This window comes from Xanthobacter aminoxidans (genome assembly GCF_043193615.1).
In the GTDB taxonomy this organism is placed as follows: domain Bacteria; phylum Pseudomonadota; class Alphaproteobacteria; order Rhizobiales; family Xanthobacteraceae; genus Xanthobacter; species Xanthobacter aminoxidans.
Window position 1 is genome coordinate 347,193 of record NZ_JBAFUS010000002.1, and the last position, 26,939, is coordinate 374,131.

At 66.9% G+C, this 26,939-nt stretch carries 21 protein-coding genes; 14 read left to right on the top strand and 7 right to left on the bottom strand.

The genetic code is table 11. From position 1 onward, the window contains the following. Positions 1-63: 63 nt before the first annotated feature. On the bottom strand, positions 64-2,172 hold the full coding sequence (locus V5F74_RS10635; RefSeq protein WP_394007907.1) for a tetratricopeptide repeat protein: 2,109 nt from the start codon (positions 2,170-2,172) through the stop codon (positions 64-66). A 753-nt stretch (positions 2,173-2,925) separates the two neighbouring features. Here V5F74_RS10635 and V5F74_RS10640 point away from each other — a divergent pair. The 3 genes from V5F74_RS10640 to V5F74_RS10650 all read left to right on the top strand — a co-directional run bounded on the left by V5F74_RS10640 (position 2,926) and on the right by V5F74_RS10650 (position 7,569). Beyond that, entirely contained in the window at positions 2,926-5,349 is a 2,424-nt protein-coding gene (locus V5F74_RS10640; protein ID WP_394007909.1) for an arylsulfatase, read from the top strand. 66 nt (positions 5,350-5,415) lie between these two features. Continuing rightward, entirely contained in the window at positions 5,416-6,030 is a 615-nt protein-coding gene (locus V5F74_RS10645) for a hypothetical protein (protein ID WP_394007911.1), read from the top strand. Between the two features lie 468 nt (positions 6,031-6,498). Then, positions 6,499-7,569, top strand: coding sequence for a winged helix-turn-helix transcriptional regulator (locus V5F74_RS10650; RefSeq protein ID WP_394007913.1), 1,071 nt, complete (start codon positions 6,499-6,501; stop codon positions 7,567-7,569). Here V5F74_RS10650 and V5F74_RS10655 read toward each other — a convergent pair. After that, positions 7,559-8,800, bottom strand: a complete 1,242-nt coding sequence (locus V5F74_RS10655; protein WP_024278076.1) for an ABC transporter substrate-binding protein — start codon at positions 8,798-8,800, stop codon at positions 7,559-7,561. The two genes, V5F74_RS10650 and V5F74_RS10655, sit on opposite strands and share 11 nt — an antisense overlap. A 349-nt stretch (positions 8,801-9,149) precedes the next feature. Between V5F74_RS10655 and V5F74_RS10660 the strand changes: the two genes are divergently transcribed. From V5F74_RS10660 to V5F74_RS10680, 5 genes are read left to right on the top strand one after another with little or no spacing between them, the layout of a single operon-like run. Then, complete coding sequence (locus tag V5F74_RS10660; RefSeq protein ID WP_394007915.1) at positions 9,150-9,617, top strand: acyl-CoA thioesterase; 468 nt, start codon at positions 9,150-9,152, stop codon at positions 9,615-9,617. Continuing rightward, a complete protein-coding gene (locus V5F74_RS10665; protein ID WP_394007917.1) occupies positions 9,618-10,391 on the top strand; it encodes an enoyl-CoA hydratase-related protein in 774 nt (257 codons plus the stop codon). Positions 10,392-10,416: 25 nt separating this feature from the next. Beyond that, positions 10,417-11,178: an N-acyl homoserine lactonase family protein gene (locus V5F74_RS10670; RefSeq protein ID WP_394007919.1), complete on the top strand. Its 762-nt coding sequence runs from the start codon at positions 10,417-10,419 to the stop codon at positions 11,176-11,178. A 47-nt stretch (positions 11,179-11,225) separates the two neighbouring features. Then, a complete protein-coding gene (locus tag V5F74_RS10675) occupies positions 11,226-11,978 on the top strand; it encodes an SDR family NAD(P)-dependent oxidoreductase (RefSeq protein ID WP_394007921.1) in 753 nt (250 codons plus the stop codon). Positions 11,979-12,022: 44 nt separating this feature from the next. After that, entirely contained in the window at positions 12,023-13,561 is a 1,539-nt protein-coding gene (locus tag V5F74_RS10680; protein ID WP_029554992.1) for a class I adenylate-forming enzyme family protein, read from the top strand. A 100-nt stretch (positions 13,562-13,661) separates the two neighbouring features. On the opposite strand, the gene V5F74_RS10685 is transcribed toward V5F74_RS10680, so the two are convergent. Genes V5F74_RS10685 through V5F74_RS10695 form a run of 3 tightly spaced genes read right to left on the bottom strand, consistent with a single transcriptional unit; the run spans position 13,662 to position 17,409 of the window. Then, a complete protein-coding gene (locus V5F74_RS10685; protein ID WP_394007923.1) occupies positions 13,662-16,046 on the bottom strand; it encodes a xanthine dehydrogenase family protein molybdopterin-binding subunit in 2,385 nt (794 codons plus the stop codon). Further along, positions 16,043-16,525, bottom strand: a complete 483-nt coding sequence (locus V5F74_RS10690; RefSeq protein WP_394007925.1) for a (2Fe-2S)-binding protein — start codon at positions 16,523-16,525, stop codon at positions 16,043-16,045. Before V5F74_RS10690 ends, V5F74_RS10685 begins: the two co-directional genes overlap by 4 nt. Next, the gene (locus V5F74_RS10695) at positions 16,525-17,409 is read right to left on the bottom strand and encodes an FAD binding domain-containing protein (protein ID WP_394007927.1); all 885 of its coding nucleotides are present in this window, start codon (positions 17,407-17,409) and stop codon (positions 16,525-16,527) included. Before V5F74_RS10695 ends, V5F74_RS10690 begins: the two co-directional genes overlap by 1 nt. Before the next feature lie 127 nt (positions 17,410-17,536). On the opposite strand from V5F74_RS10695, the gene V5F74_RS10700 reads away from it, so the two are divergent. After that, positions 17,537-18,667, top strand: coding sequence for a zinc-dependent alcohol dehydrogenase family protein (locus tag V5F74_RS10700; RefSeq protein WP_394007929.1), 1,131 nt, complete (start codon positions 17,537-17,539; stop codon positions 18,665-18,667). Positions 18,668-18,768: 101 nt separating this feature from the next. Further along, a complete protein-coding gene (locus V5F74_RS10705) occupies positions 18,769-19,557 on the top strand; it encodes an SRPBCC family protein (RefSeq protein ID WP_051678704.1) in 789 nt (262 codons plus the stop codon). A gap of 85 nt (positions 19,558-19,642) precedes the next feature. Here the strand turns inward: V5F74_RS10705 and V5F74_RS10710 are convergent, their stop codons facing one another. Next, positions 19,643-20,884 (bottom strand): amidohydrolase family protein, encoded by a 1,242-nt coding sequence (locus tag V5F74_RS10710; protein ID WP_394007931.1) that lies wholly within the window; start codon positions 20,882-20,884, stop codon positions 19,643-19,645. 40 nt (positions 20,885-20,924) lie between these two features. Beyond that, positions 20,925-21,872 carry a LysR family transcriptional regulator gene (locus tag V5F74_RS10715; RefSeq protein ID WP_029554985.1) on the bottom strand — a complete coding sequence of 316 codons (948 nt, stop codon included), beginning with the start codon at positions 21,870-21,872 and terminating at the stop codon, positions 20,925-20,927. Between the two features lie 297 nt (positions 21,873-22,169). Between V5F74_RS10715 and V5F74_RS10720 the strand changes: the two genes are divergently transcribed. The 4 genes from V5F74_RS10720 to V5F74_RS10735 all read left to right on the top strand — a co-directional run bounded on the left by V5F74_RS10720 (position 22,170) and on the right by V5F74_RS10735 (position 26,919). Beyond that, positions 22,170-23,369 carry an ABC transporter substrate-binding protein gene (locus V5F74_RS10720; RefSeq protein WP_197022911.1) on the top strand — a complete coding sequence of 400 codons (1,200 nt, stop codon included), beginning with the start codon at positions 22,170-22,172 and terminating at the stop codon, positions 23,367-23,369. Positions 23,370-23,483: 114 nt separating this feature from the next. Next, a complete protein-coding gene (locus V5F74_RS10725) occupies positions 23,484-24,359 on the top strand; it encodes a branched-chain amino acid ABC transporter permease (RefSeq protein WP_024278090.1) in 876 nt (291 codons plus the stop codon). Next, entirely contained in the window at positions 24,356-26,164 is a 1,809-nt protein-coding gene (locus V5F74_RS10730; RefSeq protein WP_394007934.1) for a branched-chain amino acid ABC transporter ATP-binding protein/permease, read from the top strand. The genes V5F74_RS10725 and V5F74_RS10730 overlap by 4 nt, the downstream gene beginning before the upstream one ends. Beyond that, complete coding sequence (locus tag V5F74_RS10735; RefSeq protein WP_374253668.1) at positions 26,161-26,919, top strand: ABC transporter ATP-binding protein; 759 nt, start codon at positions 26,161-26,163, stop codon at positions 26,917-26,919. Before V5F74_RS10730 ends, V5F74_RS10735 begins: the two co-directional genes overlap by 4 nt. Positions 26,920-26,939: the final 20 nt, after the last annotated feature.

A 26,939-nucleotide genomic window follows, 5' to 3' on the forward strand; every position in this document is an offset into this window, starting at 1 on the left:
AGCGCAGGCAGTAACGGTTATGGCGCATGCGGTATCGTTCGAAGACTTCGTCGCGCAGGCCTGTCAGCGCGCTCGGAGCCGTGCGGCAATGCGTGCCACTTCGGGATTGTCCGGCTGAAGGCCCGCCAGGCGTTCCGCAAGCGCGCGGGCGCGGCTGACGTCTCCGGCGCCCAGCGCCGCGTTAAGGACAAGTCCGATCAGCGCCGGATCGTTCGGGCTCTGCTCCAGCCCCTGCCGGGCCACGTCCTGTGCTTCGGATTGGCGGCCGAGCGATTGCAGGGCGATCGCCTCCACATAGGCGTAGCGCGCTTCGGCGGGCGCCAGCGCGCGGGCGGTGGCGAGCGCCACCAGCGCGTCGTCATAACGCTTCTGCCGCACGAGGGTGAGCCCGAGCGCATGGTGGAGGGCGGCGTCATTGCGCATGGCGAGGCCCTCGCGCAGCACCGTTTCGGCCTCCGCCTCGCGCTTCTGCCGCCGATAGAGGTCCGCCATGTTGACGCGCAGGGGCGCGAAGGTCGGATCGAGCTTGAGACCGGCGCGGTACTCCATCTCCGCCCCGGCTCCATCGCCCCGGCGCAGAAGGAAGGTGCCGAGATTGGCCCGCGCATCCGCCCGGTCCGCATTCAGCCTCTGGGCCGCCTCGTATTCGCTGAACGCAGCGAGGAGGCGGCTGCGCTCAGGCTCGACCACCTCATCCGGCGGGACATCGGCGAGCTGGTCCGCCGCCTCCAGCCGCACCGCGGCGGACGGGTCTGACAGAAGCGGCGATGCCCTCCGCCAGCGCTCCGCGCGCGGCAGGCCGGCCGCCGCCCGCAGCCCCGCCACACGAACCATGGGATCGGGATCGGCGAGGGCTGCCCGAACCGCGTCGTCGCTTGTGCGCGCCGGGAACTGCGCCAGCGCCCCGACGGCGGTGGCCCGAACGAGGCCCGGCACGTCCCGATTTCCAGCCAGCGCGACAAGGGCCGCACGGGCCTCTGCTGCCCCAAGGCGCGCGGCATGAAGCGCCGGCCCCCAGCTCTGGAAGCCCTTGCGCTCCGGCCCATGCCAGCGCTCGACCGCCTCGGCGGCCCAGATCGCAGGCTTTTGAGTGTGGCAATCGGTGCAGGCATTGGGCGTGTCGAGCGCAACGGAGAGATCCGGGCGCGGAATGCGGAAGGAATGGTCGTGGCGCGCGTCGACCACCATGTAGGTGCGCTTCGGCATATGGCAGCCGATGCAATCCGGCGCGCCGGGTCCCGGGGCGTGGCCGGTGTGGCTCTGGACCGCGAAGCGCTCCGGCAGGTGACACTGGCTGCATACCGCCGCGCCGGGCGCCTTCAGGGCCGCGGTGTGCGGATCGTGGCAATCGGAGCAGGCGACGCCGCGCTTGTACATCAGGCTCTGCTTGAAGGCGTGATCGTTGAACACCTCGTCCTGATTCTGCCCGTCGGGCTCGAACAGGCCCTGCTCCAGCAGCACGGGCATGTGGGTCTGCGTCAGCGGCTGGCCGGGTTGCCAGCTTTCGGAGGAGACGCCGCGGCGGGCGTGGCAGCGCGCGCAGGTCTCGACAGCGTCCCCAGCCGGCCGGTCCACACCTTGGGCCGGGCTTCCGGTCTTCGGATCGGGAGTCCAGTCCACGACGGGCCGGGGTGCGGCCGCGCTGGCAAATCCTGCATTAGATATCGCGCGATCGCGCGGCCCCTTCGCCCAGGCAAGATGTCCTGCCCCGGCACCGTGGCAGCTCTCGCAGCCGACGCTGATCTCGGAGACGCGCGTGTCGAAGCGGTCGGCCGCCGCATCGTAGGCCTTGCGCAGCGCTGTGGAATGGCATTCCGCGCACATGTGGTTCCAGTTCTGCTGCGGCCCGGTCCAGAACAGAGGGTCGCTTGGCAGGGGCGCGTCGTCGCCATAAAGATGGAACCAGCGCTGGCCGCCCTCGGAGGCCGGTCGGGTGTCATAGGCAAAGGGCAGCGCCTGCACGCGCCCGTCCGGCATGGCGACCAGATATTGCTGGAGCGGGTAGAGCCCGAACGTATAGGCGATGGGGTAGACCGTCCGCTTCCCGTCCGAGCCGGCGATCTCCACGCGATAGCCCGTCCCCTCCCGGAAGAAGCGAGCGCTCGCCGGACCTTGACCGACCTCCGCCCCGTCGAAGCGACCCTTGACGGTTGCGTCCGTTGGAAGGCTCATGGCGCCGGAATGCTGCGAGGCCAGCCAGGCCTTGGCCTCCGCCGCATGACAGCCCGCGCATGCCGCCGAGCCGACATATCCCTCCGGCGCCTGCGGCGTTAACGCCCCGATGCCGCCGGACGAAAGTTCGGCAGGTGCGGCCAGGGCACCCGCTTGGCGACCTCGGTCGCTCCGCGCCGCCGCGATGAACGAGATCATCAAGGCTGTGAGGACGCCAGCCAACAAGACTGACAGGATGCTCCTGAGCCGCATCCTCTTCTACCTTCCACGGTACAGGTCCAGCAACGAAGACTATGACCCGGAGCGGTCTCGCCGCCCCGCCGGGGCCGACCTCATCTCTACCGCACTCATCGCCCCCACGCATCAGCCAAGGTCGCGTACCGACAGGGGACCATAGCTGATTTCGCCTTTAGAGATCATTGGATGGCCGTGATCGGGCGCGAGGGCGGCCGGCGCGACCTTCCCCTCGCTCGGCCAGCGCACTCCCATCGCACTGCATGGCCTTGGCACGCAAATTTTGAATGAATTGACTGACGTCAAGGCTATAATCGAACCTCCGATATCCTGATATACATGTAATTATGTTCAGAGGTTTCAGAGTAGCGACGCCAGACTGAGCGTGTAGCGGTGGTAAATTCGAGACGCGGGATAAAAGCGGGTCGGCTGACGTGAGCGGATATCTGGTCCGGCGCCGGCCAATGCCATGCATGAAAAGAAGAACGCGATCACAATCGCCAACCAGGGAGGTCCGCCATGAAGCCAGCCACTCTCCTTTCGATGGCCTGCATCGGCCTCGGCGTGGCCATCGCCGGCCCCGCCGCGGCCCAGCAGACCCAGCCTGTGGGGCCTTACAAGGACTTCAAGGGCAAGATCGAGCTTGATGTGCGCGACTCGGTGGCGGATTGGGGTCCATTCACGCCCAGGAAGGCGCCGGAAGGTGCGCCCAACATCCTGTTCGTGCTCTATGACGACACCGGCCTGGCTGCATGGTCGCCCTATGGCGGGCGGATCAATATGCCGACTTTGGACAAGCTGGCTGCGGAAGGGCTGACCTATACGCAATGGCATACGGCGGCGCTGTGCTCGCCCACGCGTTCGACACTGCTGACCGGCCGCAACCACACGCTCAACGGCATGGCCGCGATCACCGAGGGGGCCAACGGATTTCCCGGGGCGAGCGGGCGTATTCCCCCGCAGGCTGCGACCATCGCCGAAATCCTCAAGGACAATGGCTACAGCACCTTTTGGCTGGGCAAGAACCACAATGTGCCGGAGCAGGACGTGGCTTCGGGTGGAAATCGCAGCACCTGGCCCCTGGGCATGGGCTTCGACCGCTTCTACGGCTTCATCGGCGGCGAGACCAATCAATGGTATCCAGATCTCGTCGAAGACAATCGCTTCATCGAGCCGCCTTCTGCACCGCAGGACGGCTACCATTTCTCGAAGGATCTGGCCGATCAGGCCATCCGCATGATCCGCGACCAGAAGGCCACCAACCCTTCGAAGCCGTGGTTCATGTGGTACAACCCCGGCGCCAATCACGCTCCGCATCAGGCGCCGCAAGACTTTATCGACAAGTACAAGGGCAAGTTCGACGACGGCTACGAGGCCTATCGCGGTTGGGTGCTGGCGCGCATGATCGAGCGAGGCGTCCTGCCCAAGGACACGCAGCTGACGCCGCTCAACCCGCTGCCGGCGGACGCTGCCTATGCCCCGGACATGGTGCGGCCCTGGGACAGCCTCTCGCCCGACGAGAAGAAGCTGTTCTCGCGCCTCGCCGAGGTCTATGCCGCCTTCTCGGAATACACCGATGTCCAGATCGGTCGCATCATCGACTATCTGGAAAAGTCCGGACAGCTTGAAAACACCATCGTCATCTACGCGGCGGACAATGGCGCCTCCGGCGAGGGCTCGCCGAACGGCTCGGTCAACGAGAACAAGTTCTTCAACGGCTATCCCGACGATATCGCCGAGAACATGAAGCTGATCGACAAGCTCGGCGGCCCCGACACCTACGAGCATTTCCCCACCGGCTGGGCTGCGGCGTTCTCGACCCCGTTCCAGATGTTCAAGCGCTATTCGCAATATTCGGGCGGCACGGCGGACCCCCTGGTCATTTCCTGGCCGAAGGGCATCAAGGCGCGCGGCGAGATCCGCAATCAGTACCACCACTCGGTGGACATCGTACCGACCTTGCTTGATATCATCGGCATCGAGATGCCCAAGGTCTATCGGGGCGTGGAGCAGTTCCCCCTGTCCGGCGTCTCCATGCGGTATACGTTCGACGCCGCGCCCGACGCCCCCACGCAGAAGAAGCGGCAGTTCTATGCGATGCTGGGCACGCGCGGCATCTGGGAAAATGGCTGGCTGGCGTCCGCCGTGCACGCGCCCTTCACGGGCAAGGGCAAGTTCGATCAGGACCGCTGGCAGCTTTACAACGTCGAGGCGGACCGCTCGGAATCAAAGGATCTGGCCGACGCGCACCCCGAAAAGCTCGCGGCGCTCATCAAGGCCTGGAACGAGGAGGCGCGCACCAATCTGGCACTGCCGCTTGATGACCGCACCGCGCCGCAGATGCTCGGCGTCGAGCGACCCAGTGCCGAGCCAGTGCGCGACCGCTACATCTATTATCCCGGCACGGCGCCGGTGCCGGAGGGCGTTGCGGTCAACGTGCGCAACCGGTCCTACAAGATTCTCGCCAATGTGGAGATCGACACCCCCGATGCGTCCGGCGTGATCTTCGCCCACGGCTCGCGTTTCGGCGGGCATGCCTTGTTCATCAAGGATCACAAGCTCTACTACGTCTACAACTTCCTCGGCATCAAGCCGGAGCAGACCTTCATTTCCAATGTCGATCTGAAGCCCGGTAAATACACGCTGGGGATGGAATTCACCCGCACAGGCGCCGGTCCGCACAGTGAATCGCTCGGCACGACCAAACTTTACATCAACGACAAGGTCGTGGCCGAAGGACCCATGCGGACCCAGCCGGCCAAGTTCACGCTCTCCGGCGACGGCCTCTGTATCGGCTATGACAGCGGCGACGCGGTGAGCCAGGACTATACGTCGCCCGGCACGTTCAGGGGTGGCACCATTCAGGGCGTTGCCGTGACCGTGGAGAAGGCCGCCTACACCGATCTTGCCCAGGAGGCCCAGCGTGCGCTTGCCCGCGACTGAGGCCATCGGCACATCGCAAGCGGCCAGTGGCCATCTGGGTGCGACCGCTGGGCGGCGGCGCGGGGCGTGCGCGCGGTCATGATCCCGACCGCAATCCTGATCGTCGCGCTCGTCATCGTCGCGCTGAGCGCGCTGATCGTGGTGGACATCCGAACCGGCGGTGACAACCCGCAACTGGGTCTGCTGCGTCAGTGGCAGACGCTGATCGGCACCATGCTTGGCTTCGTGACAGGTGCGGGCATCCTGGCCATCTCCACCGCCATTTCTGCGGAAACCGAACAGGCGCGCAAGGCCGACGAACTGCGGCGTGTCGGCGAGGCCCTGCTTGTGGAAGCCAGCACGCTCAACGAGGTCCTGAAGCGGGCCGAGGGGCTGCAGGCCAAGATCGACAGTGCCAATGGCTCCTGCCCCTCGCAGGTGCTGGACATCAACGCCTCCATGGCGCGCGACACGCCCATGTTCGATGCAGCCGTTCCGCATTTCGTCGCCGTAGGCGCGCCCAACCTGTCGCTCTTCGTCGGCTTCTACGCCACCTATGGCGAGCTGCGGCGCAATCTGGCGTCGTATGTGAGTCACGGCTGCCCGCCGGTCAGCCCTGGGACTGCGGTATCGGTATTCGAGAAGCTGGCGTCGGCACGAAAGGCGTTTGACGTGATCGAGGCGCATTACCGCAAGGGGTAGGTTTCGTTGCAATCGTGACGACCACGCGGACAGACAGCCACCGTTCCGAGCCGCGTGAACACAGCCGGCCGCACCATGATCGCCTCACCGAAAACCGAACAGCTTCGTCGATCGCCCATCAGGCCCGGGAGCCGGCGTTTTGCGTGAACAAGCTGGTCCTCAGAGGGAGCCGCGCTTCAGTCCACGCCGGAAACCCTCCGGCGCAAGGCCGATTGCCTTACTAATCAGGGTGATCGCTTTATACTTTCTGTTTAGATAGTTCAGATTGTCGTTTTTGATGGGTGTCGGCATTCGTTGGAATTTTCAGTGCGCAACCCGCGCTGCGCGACGGCGCGATTCGCGCGACGAGACGAGTGGTTGATACTATAAGTAGACGATAGTCCGATGCATGGAGTCTGCGTCCAGATGCCGAACGAAAAGCGTGCGGGCCCTGCATCGAATGCGAAGGCCGCATCGCGGAACCGTGCCGTGCTTCAGCTGTTTGAGCGCAACTGCTCGGTGGGACGCACGATCTCGATCATGTCGGATGCGTGGAGCTTCCTGGTTATCCGCGAAGCGTTCTTCGGCGCGCGTCGCTTCGAGGAGTTCCGCACCGCGCTCGGGCTGCCCCGCGGCACCCTGGCGGAACGGCTCAAGCGCCTCACGGTGCGGGGAATTTTTCGGCAGGTCAGCTATTCGGCCAGTTCCAGCCGGGCGGAGTATCACCTCACCCGCTGCGGGATGGAGCTTTATCCGAGCTTCGTCGCGCTCATCCGGTTTGGCGACCGCTGGCTTTCGGGTCCGGAGGGGCCGCCGCTCAAGCTTATCCACGCCACCTGCGGGCAGGAATGCGAACCCTATGTGGCGTGTTCCCACTGCCTCGGCGAGGTGAAGGCGAACCGCGTGAGCTACCGCGACGGGCCGGGCGCCGGCCGCACCCCCGTGGAACCTGCGAAGCGGGCGCGGCGTACCGCGGAATCCGCGAGCTTCTCGCGTGGGCGCCCGAGCTCGGTGTCGCGCTCCCTGGAGATCATCGGCGACCGCTGGAGCTTTCTCATCCTGCGCGAGGCATTCTTCGGCGTGCGGCGCTTCGACCGGATGCAGACCGAGCTGCGGATCGCGCCCAACATCCTCACCGAGCGGCTCGGCCGGCTCGTGGCGCGCGGGGTCTTCGATCGGGTCAAGTATCAGGATCTGCCCGAACGCTACGAATATCGGCTGACCGAGATGGGCAAGGACCTCTACGGCGCATTCATCACCATGGGCGCCTGGGGTGACCGCTGGCTGTCCTCCGGCGATCCGCCTCTGATCCTGACCCATCTCGACTGCGGCCACGATTTTTCCGCCGTGGTCGTCTGCGACAAGTGCCGCAAGCCGATCGAGGCGCCGGACATGCGCTACCGCCTCAACTACGATCCTGCGCGGTATGGCGCCCCGCAGGCCGGCGACCGGATGGTTGCTGTTCTGGTGCCGGGCGAGGATGCGCCGGCGCAGGATGTGCCGAGGCCGGAGAAGCAGGCGGCCCCGCGCCGGGGCCGCCCGGCGCGCGCTACTTCTTGACCAGCGGGCACTGGCTCTGGGACAGCGGGCGGAACGCCTGCTCGCCCGGGATGACCTGCACCAGCTTGTAATAGTCCCACGGGCCCTTCGATTCCGACGGGCTCTTCACCTGATAGACGTACATGTCGTGGATGAACCGGCCGTCCGCGCGGATGTAGCCGTTCTTGGCGAAGAAGTCGTTGACCTTCATCTCGCGCATCTTGGCCATGACGGCCTGCGCTTCGTCGGTCCCCGCCGCCTCGACGGCCTTTAGATAGTGCATGGTGGAGGAATAGTCGCCCGCGTCGCCCATGTGCGGCTTGCGGCCCATGCGCGCCTCGAAGCGCTTGGAGAAGGCTCGGGTCTCGTCGTCCCGATCCCAGTAGAAGGCATTGGTGAGCACAAGGCCCTGGGCATTTTCGAGACCCATGGAATGGATGTCGGTGATCCATACCAGAAGTCCGGCGAGGGACTGCTTGCCGGACTGCGTCAGCCCGAAATCATGCGCGGCCTTCACTGCGTTTATGAAGACGGTGCCAGAGCCGGCAACCGCGATCACGTCCGCTCCCGATCCCTGCGCCTGAAGCATGAAGGAGCCGTGATCGAGCGTGTTGATGGGGTAGCGCACAGAGCCCACCACGTTGCCGCCGCCGGCCTTCACCACCGACGCGGTGTCGGCCTCCAGGGCGTGGCCGAAGGCATAGTCCGCGGTCAGGAAGAACCAGTTCTTCTTGCCCTGCTTGATGAGCGCATTGCCGGTGCCGACGGCCAGCGCGTAGGTGTCGTAGGCATAGTGGATCGAGTTCGGCGTGCACATGTCGCCGGTGAGGCGCGAGGAGCCCGAGCCGTTGATGATGGCGATGCCGTTCTTCTCCTTCGCCACCCCGGCGACGCCGATGGCCACGGCCGAATTGATCAGGTTGGCGATCATGTCGACCTTGTCGACGTCGAACCATTCCTTCGCCTTGGCGATGGCGACTTCGGTCTTGTTCTGGTGGTCGGCGACGATGACCTCGATGGGCTTGCCGAGGACCTTCCCGCCGAAGTCCTCGACGGCCATCTTCACCGCCGTGACGGATCCCTCGCCCGCTTCGTGGGAGAACTGCCCCGACATGTCGGTGAGAACACCGATCTTCACCACGTCGTTGGAAATCTTGCCGGCGGCTGGCGGAGCCGCGGGGCTCTGGGCATAGGCCGGCAGCGACATGGCAAGCGCGGCGCAAATCGTCGCCACGTGTGCGATCCTGGACATCCGTCTTCCTCCTGCATGATCCGGCGCGCCTTTCCGGCTTAGCGTCCGGTTGGTCTGTCCCTGCGCCGACCGATGTCTTTCATAAATGGACGTTTGAATTGCCGCGTCTCGGTCGCCCTATCCTGCAATGCAGTATGGATGGGTGCTTGCTGCAGGAAATGCTGTCGAAGGCCGGGCAGTTGGTCCCGTGTCGGTCGGTGCGGCATTGACAACAGCACTTTCAGTCTATTAATGCAAGTTACGAATTGATCAGCGGAACCGATCACCGCGGTCGCCATCGGGCGGCCTGGAGCGGCGGGCAAAAACCGCAGGTGCCTGCCCGCGGGCAGTCCTTGAAGGGAGGCGTCAGGTGAGCGCAGGCACAACGCCGGACCGGCGGCAGGACTACCCACACTTCCGGGAAATCGCGACGCGGTGGATGGACAATGACGTCTACCAGCACGTGAACAACGTGGTTTACTACTCGTTCTTCGATACGGCTGTCGGCCATTACCTGATCGAGACGGGCGCGCTGGATGTCCAGGCAAGCCCTGTCATCGGGCTCGTGGTGGAGACGCGCTGCCAGTATTTCTCGTCCCTGTCGTTTCCCTCGACGGTGCATGCGGGCCTGCGCGTCGGGCGTCTCGGCACCACCAGCGTGCGATACGAGATCGGCATCTTCCGCGATGCGGACCAGGTCGCGGCCGCGCAGGGGCATTTCATCCACGTCTATGTGGACCGCGCCACCAACCGGCCTGTTCCACTCCCGGACAAGCTGCGCCAAGTTCTTGCGCCCCTCGTCGTCGACGAGGCGGGCACCGGGACCAAGGAGGGCTGAATGGCGGATATCGAAGTCGCCGTCGAGGACCACATCGCGACTGTCACGCTCAATCGTCCGGCGCAGCGCAATGCCATGACGCTCGCCATGTGGCGGGACGTGGCGCGGATATTTTCCGAACTTGGCGCGGACCGCGACGTGCGGGCGATCCTGCTCGCGGGGGCTGGCGCGGATTTCAGCGTCGGCGCCGACATCTCCGAGTTTCCCTTGGTGCGCCATACGCTTGAGCAGAGCGTGGACTACGAGGTCGCGGTGGATGCGTCGTCCGACGCCATCGCCGGGGCGGGCAAGCCGACCATCGCCGTGGTCTCCGGTTATTGCCTCGGCGGGGGCTGCCACCTCTCCATGTCCTGCGATTTCCGCATTGCCGCGCCGACCGCCATTTTCGGCATTCCGGCGGCAAAGCTCTCCATCGTCTATGGCGTGCGCAGTACCCAGCGCCTGCTGTCCCTCGTCGGGCTCACGCAGGCGAAGCGCATCCTCTACACCGCCGACCGCATCCCCGCCGGGGAGGCCTTGCGCATCGGCTTCGCGGACGAAATGGCCGACGACCCGATGGCTGCGGCCCGGACCCTCGCTGGACGCATCGCGGCCAATGCACCGCTCTCTGTGAGCGGGGCGAAGTTCATCCTCGATGGTCTCGCCATGGGGCCCGGTGCGCTCGATCTCGATGCCGCGCAGGCGCGCATCGACGGTGCATCCCGCAGCTTCGATTATCAGGAGGGGCGCAACGCCTTCGCCGAGAAGCGCCCGCCGCGCTTCGAGGGACGGTGAGCGGTCCCGCACGGGAGGAACAGCCATGAAGATGCATGTGCTTTCGGGCGGCCGCCTCCGGATGAAGCGGCACATCTACCAGCCCGACGCCGACCGCAGCGAGAGCATCGAGCTGCCGGTTGCCTCCATCCTGTTGCGCCACGCCCAGGGCAACGTCCTGTTCGACACGGGCTGCCACCCGTCCGTTGTGGACGACGCCGAGGCCCGCTGGGGCGGGATGGCGCGGGCCATGACGCCGATCATGGGGCGCGAGGACAATGTGGTCTCCCAACTCGCCTGCGTGGGGCTTGGGGCGGATGACATCGACGTGGTGGTGTGCTCGCACTTCCATCCCGACCATTGCGGCTGCAACGGCTTTTTCCGCAAGGCGACGGTCGTTGTGCATGCGGCGGAACTCGCCGCGGCGAAGGCGGAGAATGCCGCTTCTGCGGGCTATCTCCCGGTGGAGTGGGATCAGGGCAATCCGCTTGAGCTGATCGACGGGGAAAAGGATCTTTTCGGCGATGGCCGCGTGACACTCATCCCGTTTCCCGGCCACACGCCGGGCCTCACCGGCGCGCTCGTCGCGCTGGACCGCGACGGCCCCTTCCTGCTCGCCTCGGACGCGGTGAGCGTGCGCACCAGCCTCGACCCCGGCGTGGTGCCGAAGAACACCTGGAACGTCGATCTGCATAACCGCTCCATCGCAGAAATCCGCAGGATCGAGGCGGGCGGCGCCACCGTCCTGTGCGGCCATGACGATGCCCAGTGGCAGACCCTGCGGAAGGGGGCGGACGCCTACGAGTGAGGCGCGGGCCCGTTTCCATCCATCATCTCACGCAAGGCGGATTTTCCATGGATCTCAATCTGAAGGGCAAGGTTGCGCTGGTCACCGGCGGCGCGCGCGATGTGGGGCGCGAGATCTCGCTCGCCCTCGCCGCGGAGGGGGCGACGGTCGCGCTGAACTATCGCAATTCGGCGGAAGAGGCGCAGGCGGTCGTGGATGAAATCCGCGCGCGCGGCGGCGAGGCCAAGGCCTACAAGGCGGACGTGGCGGATTTTGCCGCCGTCAGGGCGATGGTCGAGGCCATCGTTACTGATTTCGGCGGCCTGAATATCGTGGTCAACAATGCCGGCCTCGCCATCCGGCAGAAATTCACCGACTCCACCGAGAAAGAGTGGAAGGCGCAGATCGATACCTGCCTCTATGGCGCCATCCATCTCGCCCACGCGGCCGTCCCGCATCTGGAGAAGGCGGGCGATGGGCGTCTCATCGCCATCGTCGGCGACTCCTCGCGCGTGGGCGAATCCGGCCTCGCCATCGTTGCTGCGGCGCGGGCGGGCACCATCGCCCTCATGAAGTCGCTGGCCCGGGAGCTGGGCCGCAGCGGCGTCACGGCCAACACCGTGTCCCTCGGCCTCGTCGAGACCGCCCATGACCGCTCGTGGGTGGAAGCCAACCGCGACAAGCTCACCAAATTCTATCCGCTGCGCCGTCTCGGCCAGCCGGAGGACATCGCACCCACAGTTGCCCTGCTGGCCTCGCCCAAGGGCTCGTGGATCACCGGGCAGGTGATCTCCATCTCCGGCGGCTTCTGCATGGTGTGAAGACAGCCGCGCACAAGAACGCGGTGATCAATGGGGAGGAACAGATGCTCAAGGCCGATCTGATCGCTCCGGTACCGGAGCTGTTGCGGCGGCATGCGACGGAACGCGGCGCGAAAGTCGCGTTCCGCGATGCGCGACGCGCCGTCACCTATGCCGAGCTGGAGCGGCGCACGGCGAACCTCGCCGGGCATCTCGCCGGGCTCGGCGTCGGGGCCGGGGACCGGGTGGCGATCCTGCTGCCGAACTGCGTCTCCTGGGTGGAGGCCTGCCTTGCCATCGTCCGGGCCGGGGGCGTCGCGGTGCCCATCAGCGCGGATGCGGCGCCGGGCGAAGTCTCCTACCGCCTGTCCGATGCCGCATGCCGGATCGTCATCACCACAGCCGCCCGCGCGGAGATGGTGGAGGGATTGCGCGCCGAGGCGCCCAGCGTCGCCGGCCTGCTATTGGTGGACGCCCCCGCCGGCGACCTGCGCAGTTTCGAGGCGCTGGCGGAGCTGCCGCCCGCCACGCCTGCCCGCGATCCCGCAGATATCGATGCGGCGTCCTTCATCATCTACACGTCCGGGACCACTGGACGTGCCAAGGGTGTGCTGCTCACCTGCCGCAGCATGCTGTGGGTGACGGCGGCGTGCTGGAGCCCCGTGGTCGGCCTCGGCAGCGCGGACAATGTGCTCTCGCCGCTGCCCCTGTTCCACTCCTACGCCCTCAACTTCTCGGTGCTATCCATCCTCGCCACCGGTGCGAGCGAATACATCCTGGAGAAATATTCGACGCGCGAGGCCATGCGCCTGCTCGGGACCGGCGAATTCACCGTCTTCCCCGGCGTGCCCACCATGTTCCATTATCTGATGGAGGCGGCGCAGGCGGAGGGACGAAAGATTCTGCCGGGCCTGCGTGTATGCGTCTCCGCGGGGGCGATCATGCCGGCGACGCTGAACACCGCCTTCGAGACTCAATTCGGCGTGCCGCTACTGGATGGCTACGGCATCACCGAGACCTCCACGATGGTCACGATGAACGCCGCCGCGTCCTCGCGCGTCATGGGGTCGTGCGGCCTGCCCCTGCCGGGCGTGGCGCTGCGCATCGTCGATCCGGCGAGCCTGCGCGACCTTGATGCGGGACAGGAGGGTGAGCTGATCGTGCGCGGGCCGAATGTCATGCTCGGCTATCACAACAAGCCGGAGGAAACGGCCAAGGCCCTGCGCAACGGCTGGTACCACACCGGCGACCTCGCCCGCGCCGACCGCAATGGCTTCGTCACCATCACCGGCCGGCTGAGGGAGCTGATCATCCGCGGCGGGCAGAACATCGCGCCAGCAGAGATCGAGGAGGTGGTGCTGCTGTTCTCCACCGTGCTCGATTGCGCGGTCGCGGGTGTGCCCCATCCCCAGCTCGGCGAGGTGCCCGCGCTGTATGTGGTGCCGCGCGATGGCAGTTTCGATGCCGACCTGCTGCTCGACCACTGCCGCCATCACCTCTCATCCTACAAGGTGCCCCATGTGGTGCATCAGGTGGACGAAATCCCGCGCACCGGCTCCGGCAAGATCATCCGCTTCCGGTTGAAGGAGATGGTGCAGTCTTAGCCCTGACACGGCTGCATCGACCTTCCCGTGGAGCGACGGGCGCCGGATCCTCAGGGTTCGGCGCCCGATCCGCTTCCGCGGATCGCAGCCGGAGCATGGTTCAGGTGGACGTTGAGGCCCGTGCGGCCTGAACCATGCGGAACAGGCGATCCGGCGTCACAGGCAGGGTGTCCACCTCGATGCCGAGCGGCGCGAGGGCGTCCGACACCGCATTGGCGATGGCGGCCGGCGCGCCGATGGTGCCGCCCTCTCCCATGCCACGGAACCCGCCGATATTGTTCGGCAGGTCCGCCTCCACGTGGAGGATCTCGATCTCAGGCATGGTGCTGGCGATGGGCACGAGATAGTCGGCGAGGCTCGCGGTCAGCAATTGGCCACCCTCATCGTGAACCACTTCCTCCAGCAGGGCGGCGCCGATGCCCTGGGCGACGGCGCCGTGTACCTGCCCGTCGACGATGAGCGGATTGATGATGCGCCCGCAATCCTCCGCCACCGCAAAGCGCTTCACCGTCACCGCAAAGGTCGCGGGATCGACCTCCACCATGGCGAAATGGGTGGAGGCGCAGGCCGTGCCGAGATAGGGGTCATAGCTCTCGGAGCCGACGAGATCCTCCCGCTGCTCGTGGGGGATGCGCCCCATCTGCGCATAGACCGCGTGGGCGACCTCCCGGAAGGTCATTGTCGCATTGGAGGAGCGGGCGCGGATGACGCCGCCTTCGGCCTCAAGGTCGTCCACCGGAACGTCCATGAGGAAGGCGGCGGCCTTCAGCACCTTCGCCTTCACCACGCGCGCCGTCTTGGTGGCGGCGCCGCCGCCCAGCACCGCCGAACGGCTGGCATAGGTGCCCGTGCCCATGGGCACGAGGGCGCTGTCGCCGTGCTGGATCTCGATGTCCTCCATGCGGCAGCCCAGCTCGTCGGCGACCACCTGGGCGAGCGTCGTCTCCAGCCCCTGGCCGTGGGAGGAGATGCCGAAGGCGGCCGTCACGGCACCGGTGGCATCGATGCGGATGGAGGCGGTCTCCGTGCCGGTGTTGATGGGCATGCCCGGCGCGACGGCGATGCGCGAGCCGATGCCCGTCAGCTCGGCATAGCTTGCGAGCCCGATGCCCACCCATCGCCCCTCGGCCCGGGCCGCGTCGCGCTGGCGCAGGAGGGCAGGGTAGTCCACCAGCTCGCAAACGCCCTGAAGGCATTCCTGGAATGCGGAGCGGTCCCAGATGATGCCGGAGCCGGTGCGGTAGGGAAACTCCTCGGCCGTCACGAGGTTGCGGCGCCGGATTTCGGCGGGGTCCATGCCGAGCTTGCGGGCCGCCATGTCCATCAGCCGTTCCATGGCGAAGGTGGAGGAGGGGCGGCCGACGCCGCGATAGGGACCGGTGGGCGGCTTGGGGGTGAGCACGCCGCGCACCTGGCCGCGATAATGCTCCATGCGGTAGGGGCCGGGCAGGAAACTCACCACCTGCACCGGCTCCAGCGCGCCGGTCCATGGGTAGATGGAATAGGCGCCGATATCGCCGATCACGTCCGCCCGGAGGCCGAGCAGGCGCCCGTCCGCATCCACCGCCAGCTCCGCCTCGATGGTTTCGTCGAAGGCCTGGCTCATGGCGGTGAGGTCTTCCATGCGGTCGGCGACGAACTTCACCGGCCGCTCCAGCTTGCGCGCGAGCACGCAGACCAGCATCTCCTCATGGTTCAGCGAGCCCTTGCCGCCGAAGCTGCCACCCACGTCGGGCGCCACCACCCGCACCAGATTGCCCGGAAGGTCGAGGCAGGAGCCGAGCACGTCGCAGATGATGCCGGGGATGTTGGTGGAGGAATGCAGGGTGAGGGCCTGTCGCCGCCTGTCCCACTCGGCAAGGTAGGAGCGGGTTTCCATGGGCATGGGCGTCTTGCGCGTCATGCGGAAGCGCCCCTTCACCACCACTGCCGCCGCGCCGATGGCGGCATCCACATCGCCGCGGGCGAAGGTGCGGGAGATGATGACGTTGGTGCCGGCCTCGTCATGCAGGAGCGGGGCGTCGTCCGCGGCCGCCTCTTCCTTCGCAATGGCGACGGGCAGCGGCTCGTAGTCGATGGAGATCAGCTCCAGCGCGTCCTCGGCGGCGTAGCGGCTTTCGGCGACCACCGCGACCACGGGCTCGCCCACGTAGCGCACCTTGCCCTCGGCGAGGGGGCGGAAGGGCGTCGCGTAATAGCCCTTCATGCGGGAGGTAGGGATGGCCGGCTTGAAGTCCCCGGCGATGTCACCGGCGTCGAAGATAGCGACCACGCCGGGCACCGCGAAGGCCTCCCCGACATCGATGGACCGGATGCGCGCATGGGGCTGGTCGCTGCGCAGCACCGCCACATGCAGAAGGCCCTGCGGGGCCATGTCGTCCACATAGCGACCCGAACCGGTCAGCAGGCGCGGATCCTCGGTGCGCTTGATGCGCTGGCCGACCAGCCGGGGGCGCATCTCCACGGAAGCGTCGAAGGCGGTCATGTCAGCGGCCCCCGTTCGCGCGCCAGCTCGCGCACCGCATCCACGATGTGCTGATAGCCCGTGCAGCGGCAGATGTTGCCGGAGAGCGCCTCGCGGATCGCGTCGTCGGTCTCCAGCGGGTGGTGGCGCAGCATGTCGGTGATGGTCATCAGGAAGCCCGGCGTGCAGAAGCCGCACTGGAGGCCGTGGTGCTCGCGGAAGGCCTGCTGGACGCGGCCGAGATCGCTCATCCGGCCGAGCCCTTCCACTGTCTCGATGGTCGCGCCGTCCGCCTGAATGGCGAGGGTGAGGCAGGACCGGGCGCTGCGCCCGTCCAGAAGAATGGTGCAGGCGCCGCACACGCCGTGTTCGCAGCCCACGTGCGTGCCTGTCAGGCCGATCTCGTGGCGCAGGAAATCGCTCAGCAACAGCCGCGCGTCCACCGCGCGGGTATAGGTGAGCCCGTTGATGGTGAGCGTGATGGTGGCCTGGTCCTGCATCACGCCGTCCCGCCGGTGGCTTCGCCCGTCCGTTGCCACGCCTCGGCGAGTGCGCGCCGCGCGAGGGCGCCTGCGAGGTGGCGGCGATAGTCGGCGGAGGCATTGAGATCGGAGTTCGGCTGGATGGCCGCCTGGAGCAGCGCTGCGGCCTCATCGAAGGCCGCAGGAGTGCCCTCGCGCCCCTCCAGAGCCGCTTCCACGTCTGCGAACCGCAAGGCGGTGTCCGCGATGCCCATCATGGCGATGCGCACGTTCCGCATCCGTCCGTCCGCCCGCGCCATGAGCACGGCGACGGCTGCCAGCGCATAGTCGCCGTGGCGGCGCGAAAACTCCTCGAATGCCCAGCCCGTGCCGTCCTCGGGAATGGCCAGATCGACGGCCACGACCATCTCATCCGGCTCCAATGCGGTGGAGAGGGAGCCGACCAGAAAGTCCCGTGCCGCCATGGTTCGGTCGCCGCGCGGGGAAGCGATATGGACCGTGCCGTCGAGCAGCAGCGTCATCATGGGCATCTCGGCGGCGGGGTCGGCGTGACACACGCTGCCGCAGAAGGTCCCGCGGTTGCGCACGGTGAGATGCGCCACATGCTTCATGGCGGCGTGGAGCACCGGGATGTGCCGCGCCACCAGCCCGTCCTCCGCCGTCATGCGGTGGCGCACCAGCGCGCCGAGGCGCAACACGCCAGCCTCATGCGTGATGCAGTCCAGGCCGGGGATGCGGTTGATGTCCACTAGGACCGATGGCTTCACGAGGCGAAAATTCATCATGGGCATGAGGCTCTGCCCGCCCGCGAGCACCTTCCCGTCGCCGCCCGCGCCAGCAAGCGCCTCCACCGCGTGGGCGATGCTCTCGGCGTGCACATAGTCGAACCGGGCGGGCTTCATCGGCGCATTTCCGGCATGTCTGGTTCCGATCCCTAGTGACTTGCATTATTAGACTATGATAGATCGTGTCAAGCTGCCCGGAGTTGGCGGCAGGCGCGTTCGACGACCGTCAGGGAGCCTCAAAGCCATGAAGATCAAAGCCGCCGTCCTGCGCAGCATGGGCGCGCCGATGCCCTACGCGCAGAGCCAGCCGCTCCACATCGAGGAGGTGGAACTGGACCGCCCCGGCCGCGACGAGGTGCTGGTGAAGATCGCGGCGGCGGGCCTGTGCCACTCGGACCTTTCGGTCATCAACGGCAGCCGCCCCCGGCCCATGCCCATGGCCATCGGCCACGAGGCGGCGGGTGTCGTGGTCGAGGTCGGCGACGGGGTGGACGACCTGAAGCCGGGCGACCACGTGGTCATGGTGTTCATGCCCAGCTGCGGCCATTGCCAGCCCTGTTCGCAGGGCCGCCCCGCCCTGTGCGAGCCCGGCGCGGTGGCCAACGGCAAGGGCGAATTGCTGACCGGCGCGATCCGCCTGCACGAGGGCGAGGAGACCATCCATCATCACCTGGGATGCTCGGCCTTCGCTGACCATGCGGTGGTTTCGCGTCGCTCATTGGTCCGGATAGACAAGGATATCCCCCTCGATGTCGCTGCGCTGTTCGGCTGCGCGGTGCTGACGGGGGTCGGCGCCGTGGTGAACACGGCCCGTGTGCAGGCGGGGGAGACGGTGGCTGTGGTCGGTCTTGGGGGCGTGGGTCTCGCCGCCGTCCTCGGGGCTCTGGCGGCGGGCGCCGCGCGGGTGGTCGCGGTGGACCTGTCGCCGGAAAAGCTGCAACTGGCCAAGGACCTCGGCGCCACCGGCGTCGTGGATGCCCGCGCGCCCGATGCCATCGAGCAGGTGCGCGCGCTCACCGGCGCCGGGGCCGACTTCGTGTTCGAGTTCGCCGGCTCCGCGCGGGCGCTGGAGAATGCTTACAAGATGACCAAGCGTGGCGGCACCACCGTCACCGCCGGTCTGCCGCCGCCGGATGCGGTGCTGCCGGTGAACATCGTGAGCCTCGTGGCGGAAGAGCGCACGGTGAAGGGCAGCTATATCGGCACCTGTGTGCCGGTGCGCGACGTGCCGCGCTACATCGAGCTTTACAAGGCGGGTCGTCTTCCCGTGGACCGCCTCATGAGCGGGCGCATCCCGCTCCAGGACATCAACGCAGGTTTCGATCGGCTGCATGACGGCTCCGTCGTGCGGCTCGTGGTGGACTTCCAGGGCTGAGAGAACGCAATGACCGACAAGCATTCCGCCACCCTGCTCGGCCTCGCGGACTGCCTCGGCGGCATCGACGCACCGGCCTGAAGGGGAAGGGAGACACGCACATGGACATGAGCGGCGAACAGTTGATCCCGGCCCCGCGCGAGGTGGTCTGGCAGGCGCTCAACGATCCGGAGATCCTCAAGCTCTGCATTCCGGGCTGCCAGGAGCTGGTGAAAAGCTCCGACACGCAGATGAGCGCCAGGGTGGTGCTCAAGGTGGGGCCGGTCAGCGCCCGTTTCGAGGGGGCCGTGACCCTTTCGGACCTCGATCCGCCCAACGGCTATCGCATCAGCGGCGAAGGGCAGGGCGGCATGGCCGGCTTCGCCAAGGGCGAGGCGAGGGTCACCCTCGAGGCGGCCGGGGCGGACACCATCCTGCGATACGAGGTCAATGCGCAGGTGGGCGGAAAGCTGGCTCAGCTCGGCGCCCGCCTCATCGACGCGACCGCGAAGCAGATGTCGGGCGCCTTCTTCAAGCGCTTCGCGCAGGAGATCATTGCACGCCGGACCCTCGGGCAAGGGGATGCGCCGGCATCGGCTGCCATGCCTCCGCCGCCCCCCACCACTGCCGCTCCTGTCGCGCATTCGCTTGGCGCACCTTCTGCCGCGGCACCTCCGCCCCACGCCGTGTCCGCCGGAATGCGCCTCGCCGGGCTCGGTATCTTCGCGGCTTCGCTCGTCGCTTCCGCCTATTTCCTTTCAGGGGCAGGGGAGCATGGCGGTCGAACGGGAGTCTCTCCCGACTTTTCGGCGGCGGTGATCCTCCTCCTGACGGCAGGCTTGGGATACCTTCTTGGTCGCCTGCAAGGCGTTGTGACGACAGTGGTCACGATCAGGCACGAGGCAAGTTAGACCAGGGCCGGCGCGGGGGGCGAATGCGGCGCTGGGCCGGGCGAGGCGGGGCCGGGGATGAAGGCGCCGAACGCATCGGCACCGCTCATCGTCCGCACCCGCAGCCGGGAAAGTGCAGTTTCGCCCGCTCCCGCGTCAAGGTGCGCCGACCGCCCTTGAAGGCCGCGAGGACAGGCGACAGCTCGGCCACCGCATCGCGCGGGGAGGGGCTGTCGATGATGACGAAATCCGCCGCCTTGCCGACTTCCAGCCCGTAATCGGGAAGGTTCATGAGGCGGGCGGGGCGGCTCGTCACCATGTGGAAGCACTCGGTCATGTCGTGGGCCGAGCCCACGTGGCAGATGTTGGCGTTGAGGTTCGCCATCCGCAATTGCGAGCAGTCGCCGAACGGGGTGAAGGGGTTCAGCACATTGTTGGTGGAGAGCGAGCAGTTCACCCCCTGCTGCAGCAGCAGGTGCGCGGGGGTGACGCCGCGCGTCTTGGCGAAGGTGCGATCCCGGCCCATCAGGAACAGGTCGGTGGAGGGCAGCACGGTGAGCGCGACGCCGGCATCGCGCATGCGCGTGGCGATCTCCACCAGCCGCTCCGGTTCCACGTAGGCGAGCTTGGTGACATGGCCGATGGCCACCCGCCCGCCCCAGCCGAAGCGTTCGGTGAGCGTGCAGACGTATTCGAGATCGAGCGCCGTGGGATCGGCGCCGAAATCCAGATGCATGTCGATGTCCACGTCGAAGTCGCGGGCCATCTGGAACACCCGGTCGATCTGTCCGTGCGGGTCGGTGTCCGTATAGGGCGCCGCGCCCACCGCCTTCGCCCCGCGCTGCAGCGCCTCCACCATCAGCTCTGCGGTGCCCGGATTGTTGGTGAGGCCCTCCTGCGGGAACACGCAGACCTCGATGTCGATGGCCCAGCGATAATCCGCCACCAGTTGCATCACCCCCTCGAAGCCGCGCAGGCCGATGCCGGGGTCCACCTCCAGGTGGGTGCGCATGTGGGTGGTGCCCTGGGCGATGGCTTTCTCGATGGTGCGCCGGCCCCGGGCGTACACGTCCTCCGGAGTGAAGTCCTTCTTGGCGCGGGCCACCTCGGCGATGGCCTCCTCCAGATCGCCCCGCCGGGAAGAGCAACGATCGAGGATGCAGGACTTGTCGAGGTGGATGTGGGTTTCCACGAAACCGGGGGCGACGAGGCATCCCCCGGCATCCACCACCTCGGCGTCAGCCGTGATCTCGGGCGCGATGGCTTCGATGCGGCCGGCGGTGATGGCGATATCGACGATAGGGTCCGGCGCGTCCGGCAGGCGGGCGTTCTTGACAATCAGGTCCATGGGGGGCCTCGACGGCTGGCAGGGGTTGATTTCCGCGATTTCACTTCACGCTGGCGCGGGCCTTCTCGCCCTTGAGCTTGGCGCGCCAGGTTCCGGCTTCGACCATCTCGGCGATGACATTGGCCATCACCTTGGCCACCGCCTCGGAGCCGCGCGGGTTCATGCTGCGCTGGGAGACGACGACGGACAGCCGCCAGGACGGCGTCGGATCGAGGATGGGGACGGCGACCATCTCGCCGCGCGCCATCTCGTCCATGAAGGCGAAATGCGGCATCACCCCCAGCGCCCGGCCGGAGCGCACCAGACGGGCGATGGTGGGCAGGCTGTCGCAGGCCGTGGCGATGGGCTCCACGTCGTTGCGGGCGGCGAACTGCTCGATCACCGTGCGCATCACGTTGGGCGCGCCGGGCAGCACGATGGGCCACGCGAACATGTCGCGGAACGCGATGGCGCCCTTGGCTGCCAGAGGGTGGTCGGGCGCTGCGAACAGCATGAGGTCTTCGACCATCATCTCGGTCCAGGCCACATGCTCGAACGCCTTGTGGTCGTACAGCAGGGCCACGTCCAGCCGGCCGGCCTGGAGGAGGTCGTCGAGATAGCCGGTCATGGCCTCCACCACGTGGAGGGCGATCTTGGGCTGCTGTTCGGCCATCGCCGAGATCAGCGGCAGTCCGAGGCCCCGGCAGGCGGAGGTGGGCAGCCCCACCGACACCCGTCCCGATGGATTGAGCGACGTGGAGCGAACCTGGTCCTTCACCCGGTCCACTTCCTCAAGGATGCGGCGGGCATGGTCGTAGAATTGCTGTCCCAGCTCGGAGGGCGTGACGCCACGCGCATGGCGCATGAGCAGTTCGACGCCCAGCTCTTCCTCCAGATTCTTCATCTGCTGGCTCAGCGAGGGCTGAGCAATGCGCAAAACCTCTGCCGCACGCGAGAAATTCCCGCTCTCTGCAATCTGGACGAAGTATTTGAGCTGACGAAGGTCCATGGCTCACCTTTGCATTATCTGAAATGGCATTGCCTAAAGGCGATTGTCAAATTGCATGATATATAGCCATATGCACAAACTATGGGCTATAAAGTGGCATAAGCCGATAATAATCAATGGTTTGGTATGGTTGATTTGGGTTTGGTGCAGCCTATTAAAGCACCCTATAGGCTGGGCCTATATATGTGATCGGAAAATAATCTTTGTCCTGAGGCAGCGCCTATATCAGCCTCATCTCGCAGATGATTTTCGGGCGGTCATGCCCGGCGCGTCCTGTACACGGCAGGAGAAACAGACATGCCTCCACAGAGCATTTTGCGCGGCCAGCTCCTGGCTGCGACGGTGGCGCTCGGCCTTTGCACCGGCCTCTCGGCCACGGCGCTGGCCGATCAGGAACCCTGTATCGGCAATTCCGCCGCCGTCACCGGCCCGGCCGCCTTTTCGGGCCTCGCCATCAAGATGGGCGCCGAGATCGCCATCGACGAGATCAACGCGGCCGGCGGCGTGCTCGGCAAGAAGCTGCGGCTGGTGCAGTATGACGATGCCGGCGCCCCGCCGCGCGGCGTCGACAACACCCGCCGCATCGCGCTGGCGGACAAGTGCATCGCCGTGCTCGGCGGCTTCCATTCCACCGTCGCTCTGGCGCAGGTGGACCCGATCCACGAGATCGGCATTCCCTACATGGGCGTGTGGGCGGCCAACACCAAGGCCATCGAGAATGGGCGCGATCCCAACTTCATGTTCCGCGTCTCCGCCAAGGACAAGTGGGTCGCCCGCTTCCTGGTGGACGAGGCCCTGAAGGCGTCGAAGACCGGCAAGGTGGCGTTCTTCTACGAGAACACCGGCTGGGGCAACGGCGCCTTGCCGGACGTGAAGGCCGCGCTTGCCGCCAAGGGCAAGGAGCTGGTGGCCGCCGAGACCTTCAACTGGAACGATCAGGACATGTCGCCCCAGGTGATCCGCGCCCGCGACGCCGGGGCGGACGTGGTCATCGTGTGGTCCCTCGACCGCGAGGCCAACCAGATCCTGCGGTCCATGGACAAGGCGAGCTGGAAGCCGGCCATCATCGGCGCCTGGGGCATCTCCGGCAATCTCGGCGAGCTGGCCGGTCCCCTCGCCAACGGCGTGCGGGTGATGCAGACCTACTCCTTCCTCACCCCGCAGAGCGAGGCGGGCAAGAAGCTGCTTGCTGCCGTCGAGGCCAAGACCGGCATCAAGGACCCGAAGGACATCAAGGCGCCGTCCGGCATCGCGAATTCCTATGACGCGGTCTACGTGCTGGCCGACGCCATCAAGATCGCCGGCTCCTTCGACTGGAAGAAGGTGCAGCAGGCCCTCTACCAAGTGAGCCGCGACGGCCTCGTCGCCCCCTACAAGCCGGCCTTCGACAAGGCCGATCCCGAGCGCCAGGACGCCATCCTGCCGCAATACTACCTGCTGACCGTTTGGCACGACGGCAAGCTGATCCCCCTCAAGGGCTCGCCCTACGACAAGTGAGCCCGCGCGGGAGGCGGTTTCCCTCGCCGCCTCCCGCTTCTGCCTCTCCCGCGCAGCCGCCCCGCGCCTCGACCGGCCACGGCCGGGTCCCCTCCCATCAACAGGTCGCCCGCAATGACCACAGTGGTGCAATACATCCTGTCCGGCCTTGCCATCGGCGGCATCTACGCCCTGGTGGCACTCGGCTTCCACATCATGTGGTCGTCCGCCAAGGCCGTGAACTTCGCCCATGGCGACACGCTGATGATCGGTGGCCTGCTGGCCGTCTATCTGCTCGCTGCCGGCCTGCCGTTGGGCCTCGCCTGTCTCGTGGCGGTGCTGGCCGGCGGCCTGTTCGGGCTGGTGCTGGAGCGCATCGCGGTGCGCCCCTTCCTGTCCCAGCAGGGCTCGGTGGGGTGGATGCTCACCACCATCGCCGTGGGCATCATGGTGGAGAGCTTCGCCACCATCCAGACCCAGGGCTACGCCCGGCCGCTGCCCTCGCCGGGGGTGGCCTCCTCGGTGCATATCCTCGGCGCCGGCATCTATCCGCAGGAACTGGTGATCCCGCTGGTGGCGGTGGTGGCCATGCTTGGCCTTCGGGCCCTCCAGCGCCACACCCTGGTCGGCCGCGCCATGCGGGCGGTGGCCCATAACAAGAATGCCGCGGCCCTCATGGGCATCAACGTGAATGCGGTGGTCGCCTTCTCCTTCGCCCTCGCCGGGCTTCTGGGCGCGGCGGCCGGCGTGCTGGTGGCGCCGGTGGTGCAGGCCTCCGCCGCCATGGGCGTGCTGCCGGGCCTGAAGGGCTTCGCCGTTGCCATCATCGGTGGCATCACCTCGGCGCCGGGGGTGGTCATCACCGGCCTCGTCTACGGGGTGATGGAGAAGTTCGTCGAGGGCTACATCTCCACCGCCGCGCGCGAGATCATCGGCTTCTCCCTCATGATCCTCACTTTGCTGGTGTTCCCCCAGGGCCTGTTCGGCAAGCGGGAGGTGATGAAGGTATGAGACACCTCACCCGCCATCTCACCCTGCTGGGTTTCGCGGCCCTCGCCGCCATCCTGGTGATCGTGCCGCTCACCTCCGGCAACGAATATGAGCTGCGCCTGTTCATGCTGTTCCTGATCTACGGCATCATCGCCGTGGGCCTGAACGTGCTGGTGGGGCTGACCGGCCTCGTCTCCCTCGGACAGGCGGGCCTGTTCGCGCTCGGCTCCTACACCGGCGCCATCGTGGCGACGCGGCTTGGCTTCGACATGATCTCGTCGAGCCTCATCGCCGCGATCGTGGCGGCCGGGTTCGGCGTGCTCCTCGCCTATCCCACGGTGCGGGTGCGCGGGGTCTATCTCGCCGTCGTCACCATCGCCTTCGGCCTCATCGTGGAGAATGTCGCCATCGAATGGCAGTCGCTCACGGGCGGCACCACCGGCATCACCTCCATTCCCTCGGCCAATGCGTTCGGGGTGCGGCTGTCCGGCTATGCCTTCTATGGCGTGCTGGCCGTGGTGCTGTTCCTCGCCACCGCAGCCGCGCACAATCTCAAGGTTTCGCGCTACGGCCGCGCCATGCTGGCGGTGTCCCAAAGCGAGATCGCGGCGCGGGCGCTGGGCGTGGACGCCACCGCCATGCGCACGCTGGCCTTCGTGGCGGCGGCTGTGACGGCGGGCCTCGCCGGCACCTTCTACGCCTTCCTCAATTCCTACATCTCGCCCGACATTTTCACCTTCTCCGACAGCGTGCGCTTCCTGCTCATGGTGATCCTGGGCGGCGCCGCCTCCACCTTCGGGCCGGTGCTGGGCGCCTATATCCTCACCTATCTGCCGGAATATCTGCAGGAGTTCGCGGTGTGGCAGAAGTTCGCCTATGGCGCGCTGCTGCTGGTCGTCATGTTCGTGATGCCGCGCGGCATCATGGGCTCGCTCGCCGCCGGCCTGAAACGGCTGGTGCCGGTTCCCCGCGCGGTCGCCGCGTCCGAAGGCCTGCCCGCCGAGGACACGCTGCGGCTCGATCCCCGCGCGCAGAAATCCGAGCTGGTGGCGCGCGACCTCACCGTGCGGTTCGGCGGGCTCACGGCGCTGGCGAAAGCCTCGCTGCGGGTGAAGCCGGGCGAGGTGCATGCCCTCATCGGGCCGAACGGCGCCGGCAAGTCCACCTTCGTCAACACCATCTCCGGCTTCTACCAGCCGAGCGAGGGCGCATTCGAGCTGGACGGCATCCAGCTCGCCGGCAAGCCTTCCCACGAGATCGCCCGCGCCGGCCTCTCGCGCACGTTCCAGAACACCGAACTGTTCGGCGAGATGACCGTGCTGGAGAACGTGATGGTGGGCTACCAGCAGCGCCTCGGCTACGGGCTCCTCGCCGCGGTGCTCCGCACCGGGGCCATGCGGCGGCAGGACGAGGAATGCCGGCGCGCCGCCATCGGCCTGCTCGTGTTCGTGGGGCTTGAGGACTATGCCAACGAGGAGGCGCGCTTCCTGCCCTTCGGCCTCCAGCGCCGCCTTGAGATCGCCCGAGCCCTCGCCCCCCGGCCGCGCCTGCTGCTGCTGGACGAGCCCGCCGCCGGGCTCACCACCCAGGAGATCGACGAGCTGGAAGCCATGATCCGGCGCATCGCGGCGCTCGGGGTCTCGGTGCTGCTCATCGAGCACCATGTGGAGCTCATCATGGCAGTGGCGGATACGGTGACCGTGCTGGACTACGGCCAGGTGATCGCCAGCGACACGCCCGCCGTGGTGCAGGAGAACCCGCGCGTCATCGAGGCCTATTTCGGCACCTCCCTCGATCACGCGAACCCGGCCGAGGTGACGGCATGACCCCTCCCGATACCCACACGGCGGACGTGCTGCTCGACATCCAGTCCATGGAATTGCGCTACGGCGCGGCGGTGGCGGTGCGCGACATATCCCTTCAGGTCAAGCGCGGCCAGCTGGTGGCGGTGATCGGCAACAATGGTGCCGGGAAGTCGTCCATGGTGAAGGGCGCGACCGGCCTCGTCGCCCCCTCCGGCGGCAAGGTGCTGTTCCGCGGCGCCGACACCACCCGCATGAGCGCGAATGCCAAGGTGGGCCAAGGCCTCGTCATGGTGCCGGAAGGCCGGCTGATCTTCCCCGACCAGAGCGTGGAGGACAATCTCATCCTCGGCGCCTACGTCCATGGCGGGCTGAAGGGCGCGCGGGCGAAGCAGACCCGCGACAAGGTGCTGGAGCTGTTCCCGCGCCTGAAGGAGCGCCTTACCCAGCAGGCCGGCTCCATGTCCGGCGGCGAACAGCAGATGCTGGCCATCGCCCGCGGGCTGATGGCCGAGCCTGAGCTGCTCATCATCGACGAGCTGTCGCTCGGCCTCGCGCCCAAGATCGTCGACCAGCTCATGGGCGTGCTCTCGACCCTCAACAAGGCCGGCCTCACCATCCTTCTGGTGGAACAGCTCGCCTCCTATGCGCTGGCCATCGCCGACCATGCCTATGTCATCGCCAACGGCCGCGTCGCGCGGGAGGGGCCGAGCCAGGTGCTCGCCCGCGATCCCGAGGTGATGGAAGCCTTTCTCGGCCGCAAGAAACCGGCGGCCTGAGCCTCATCATTTTGCAAGTC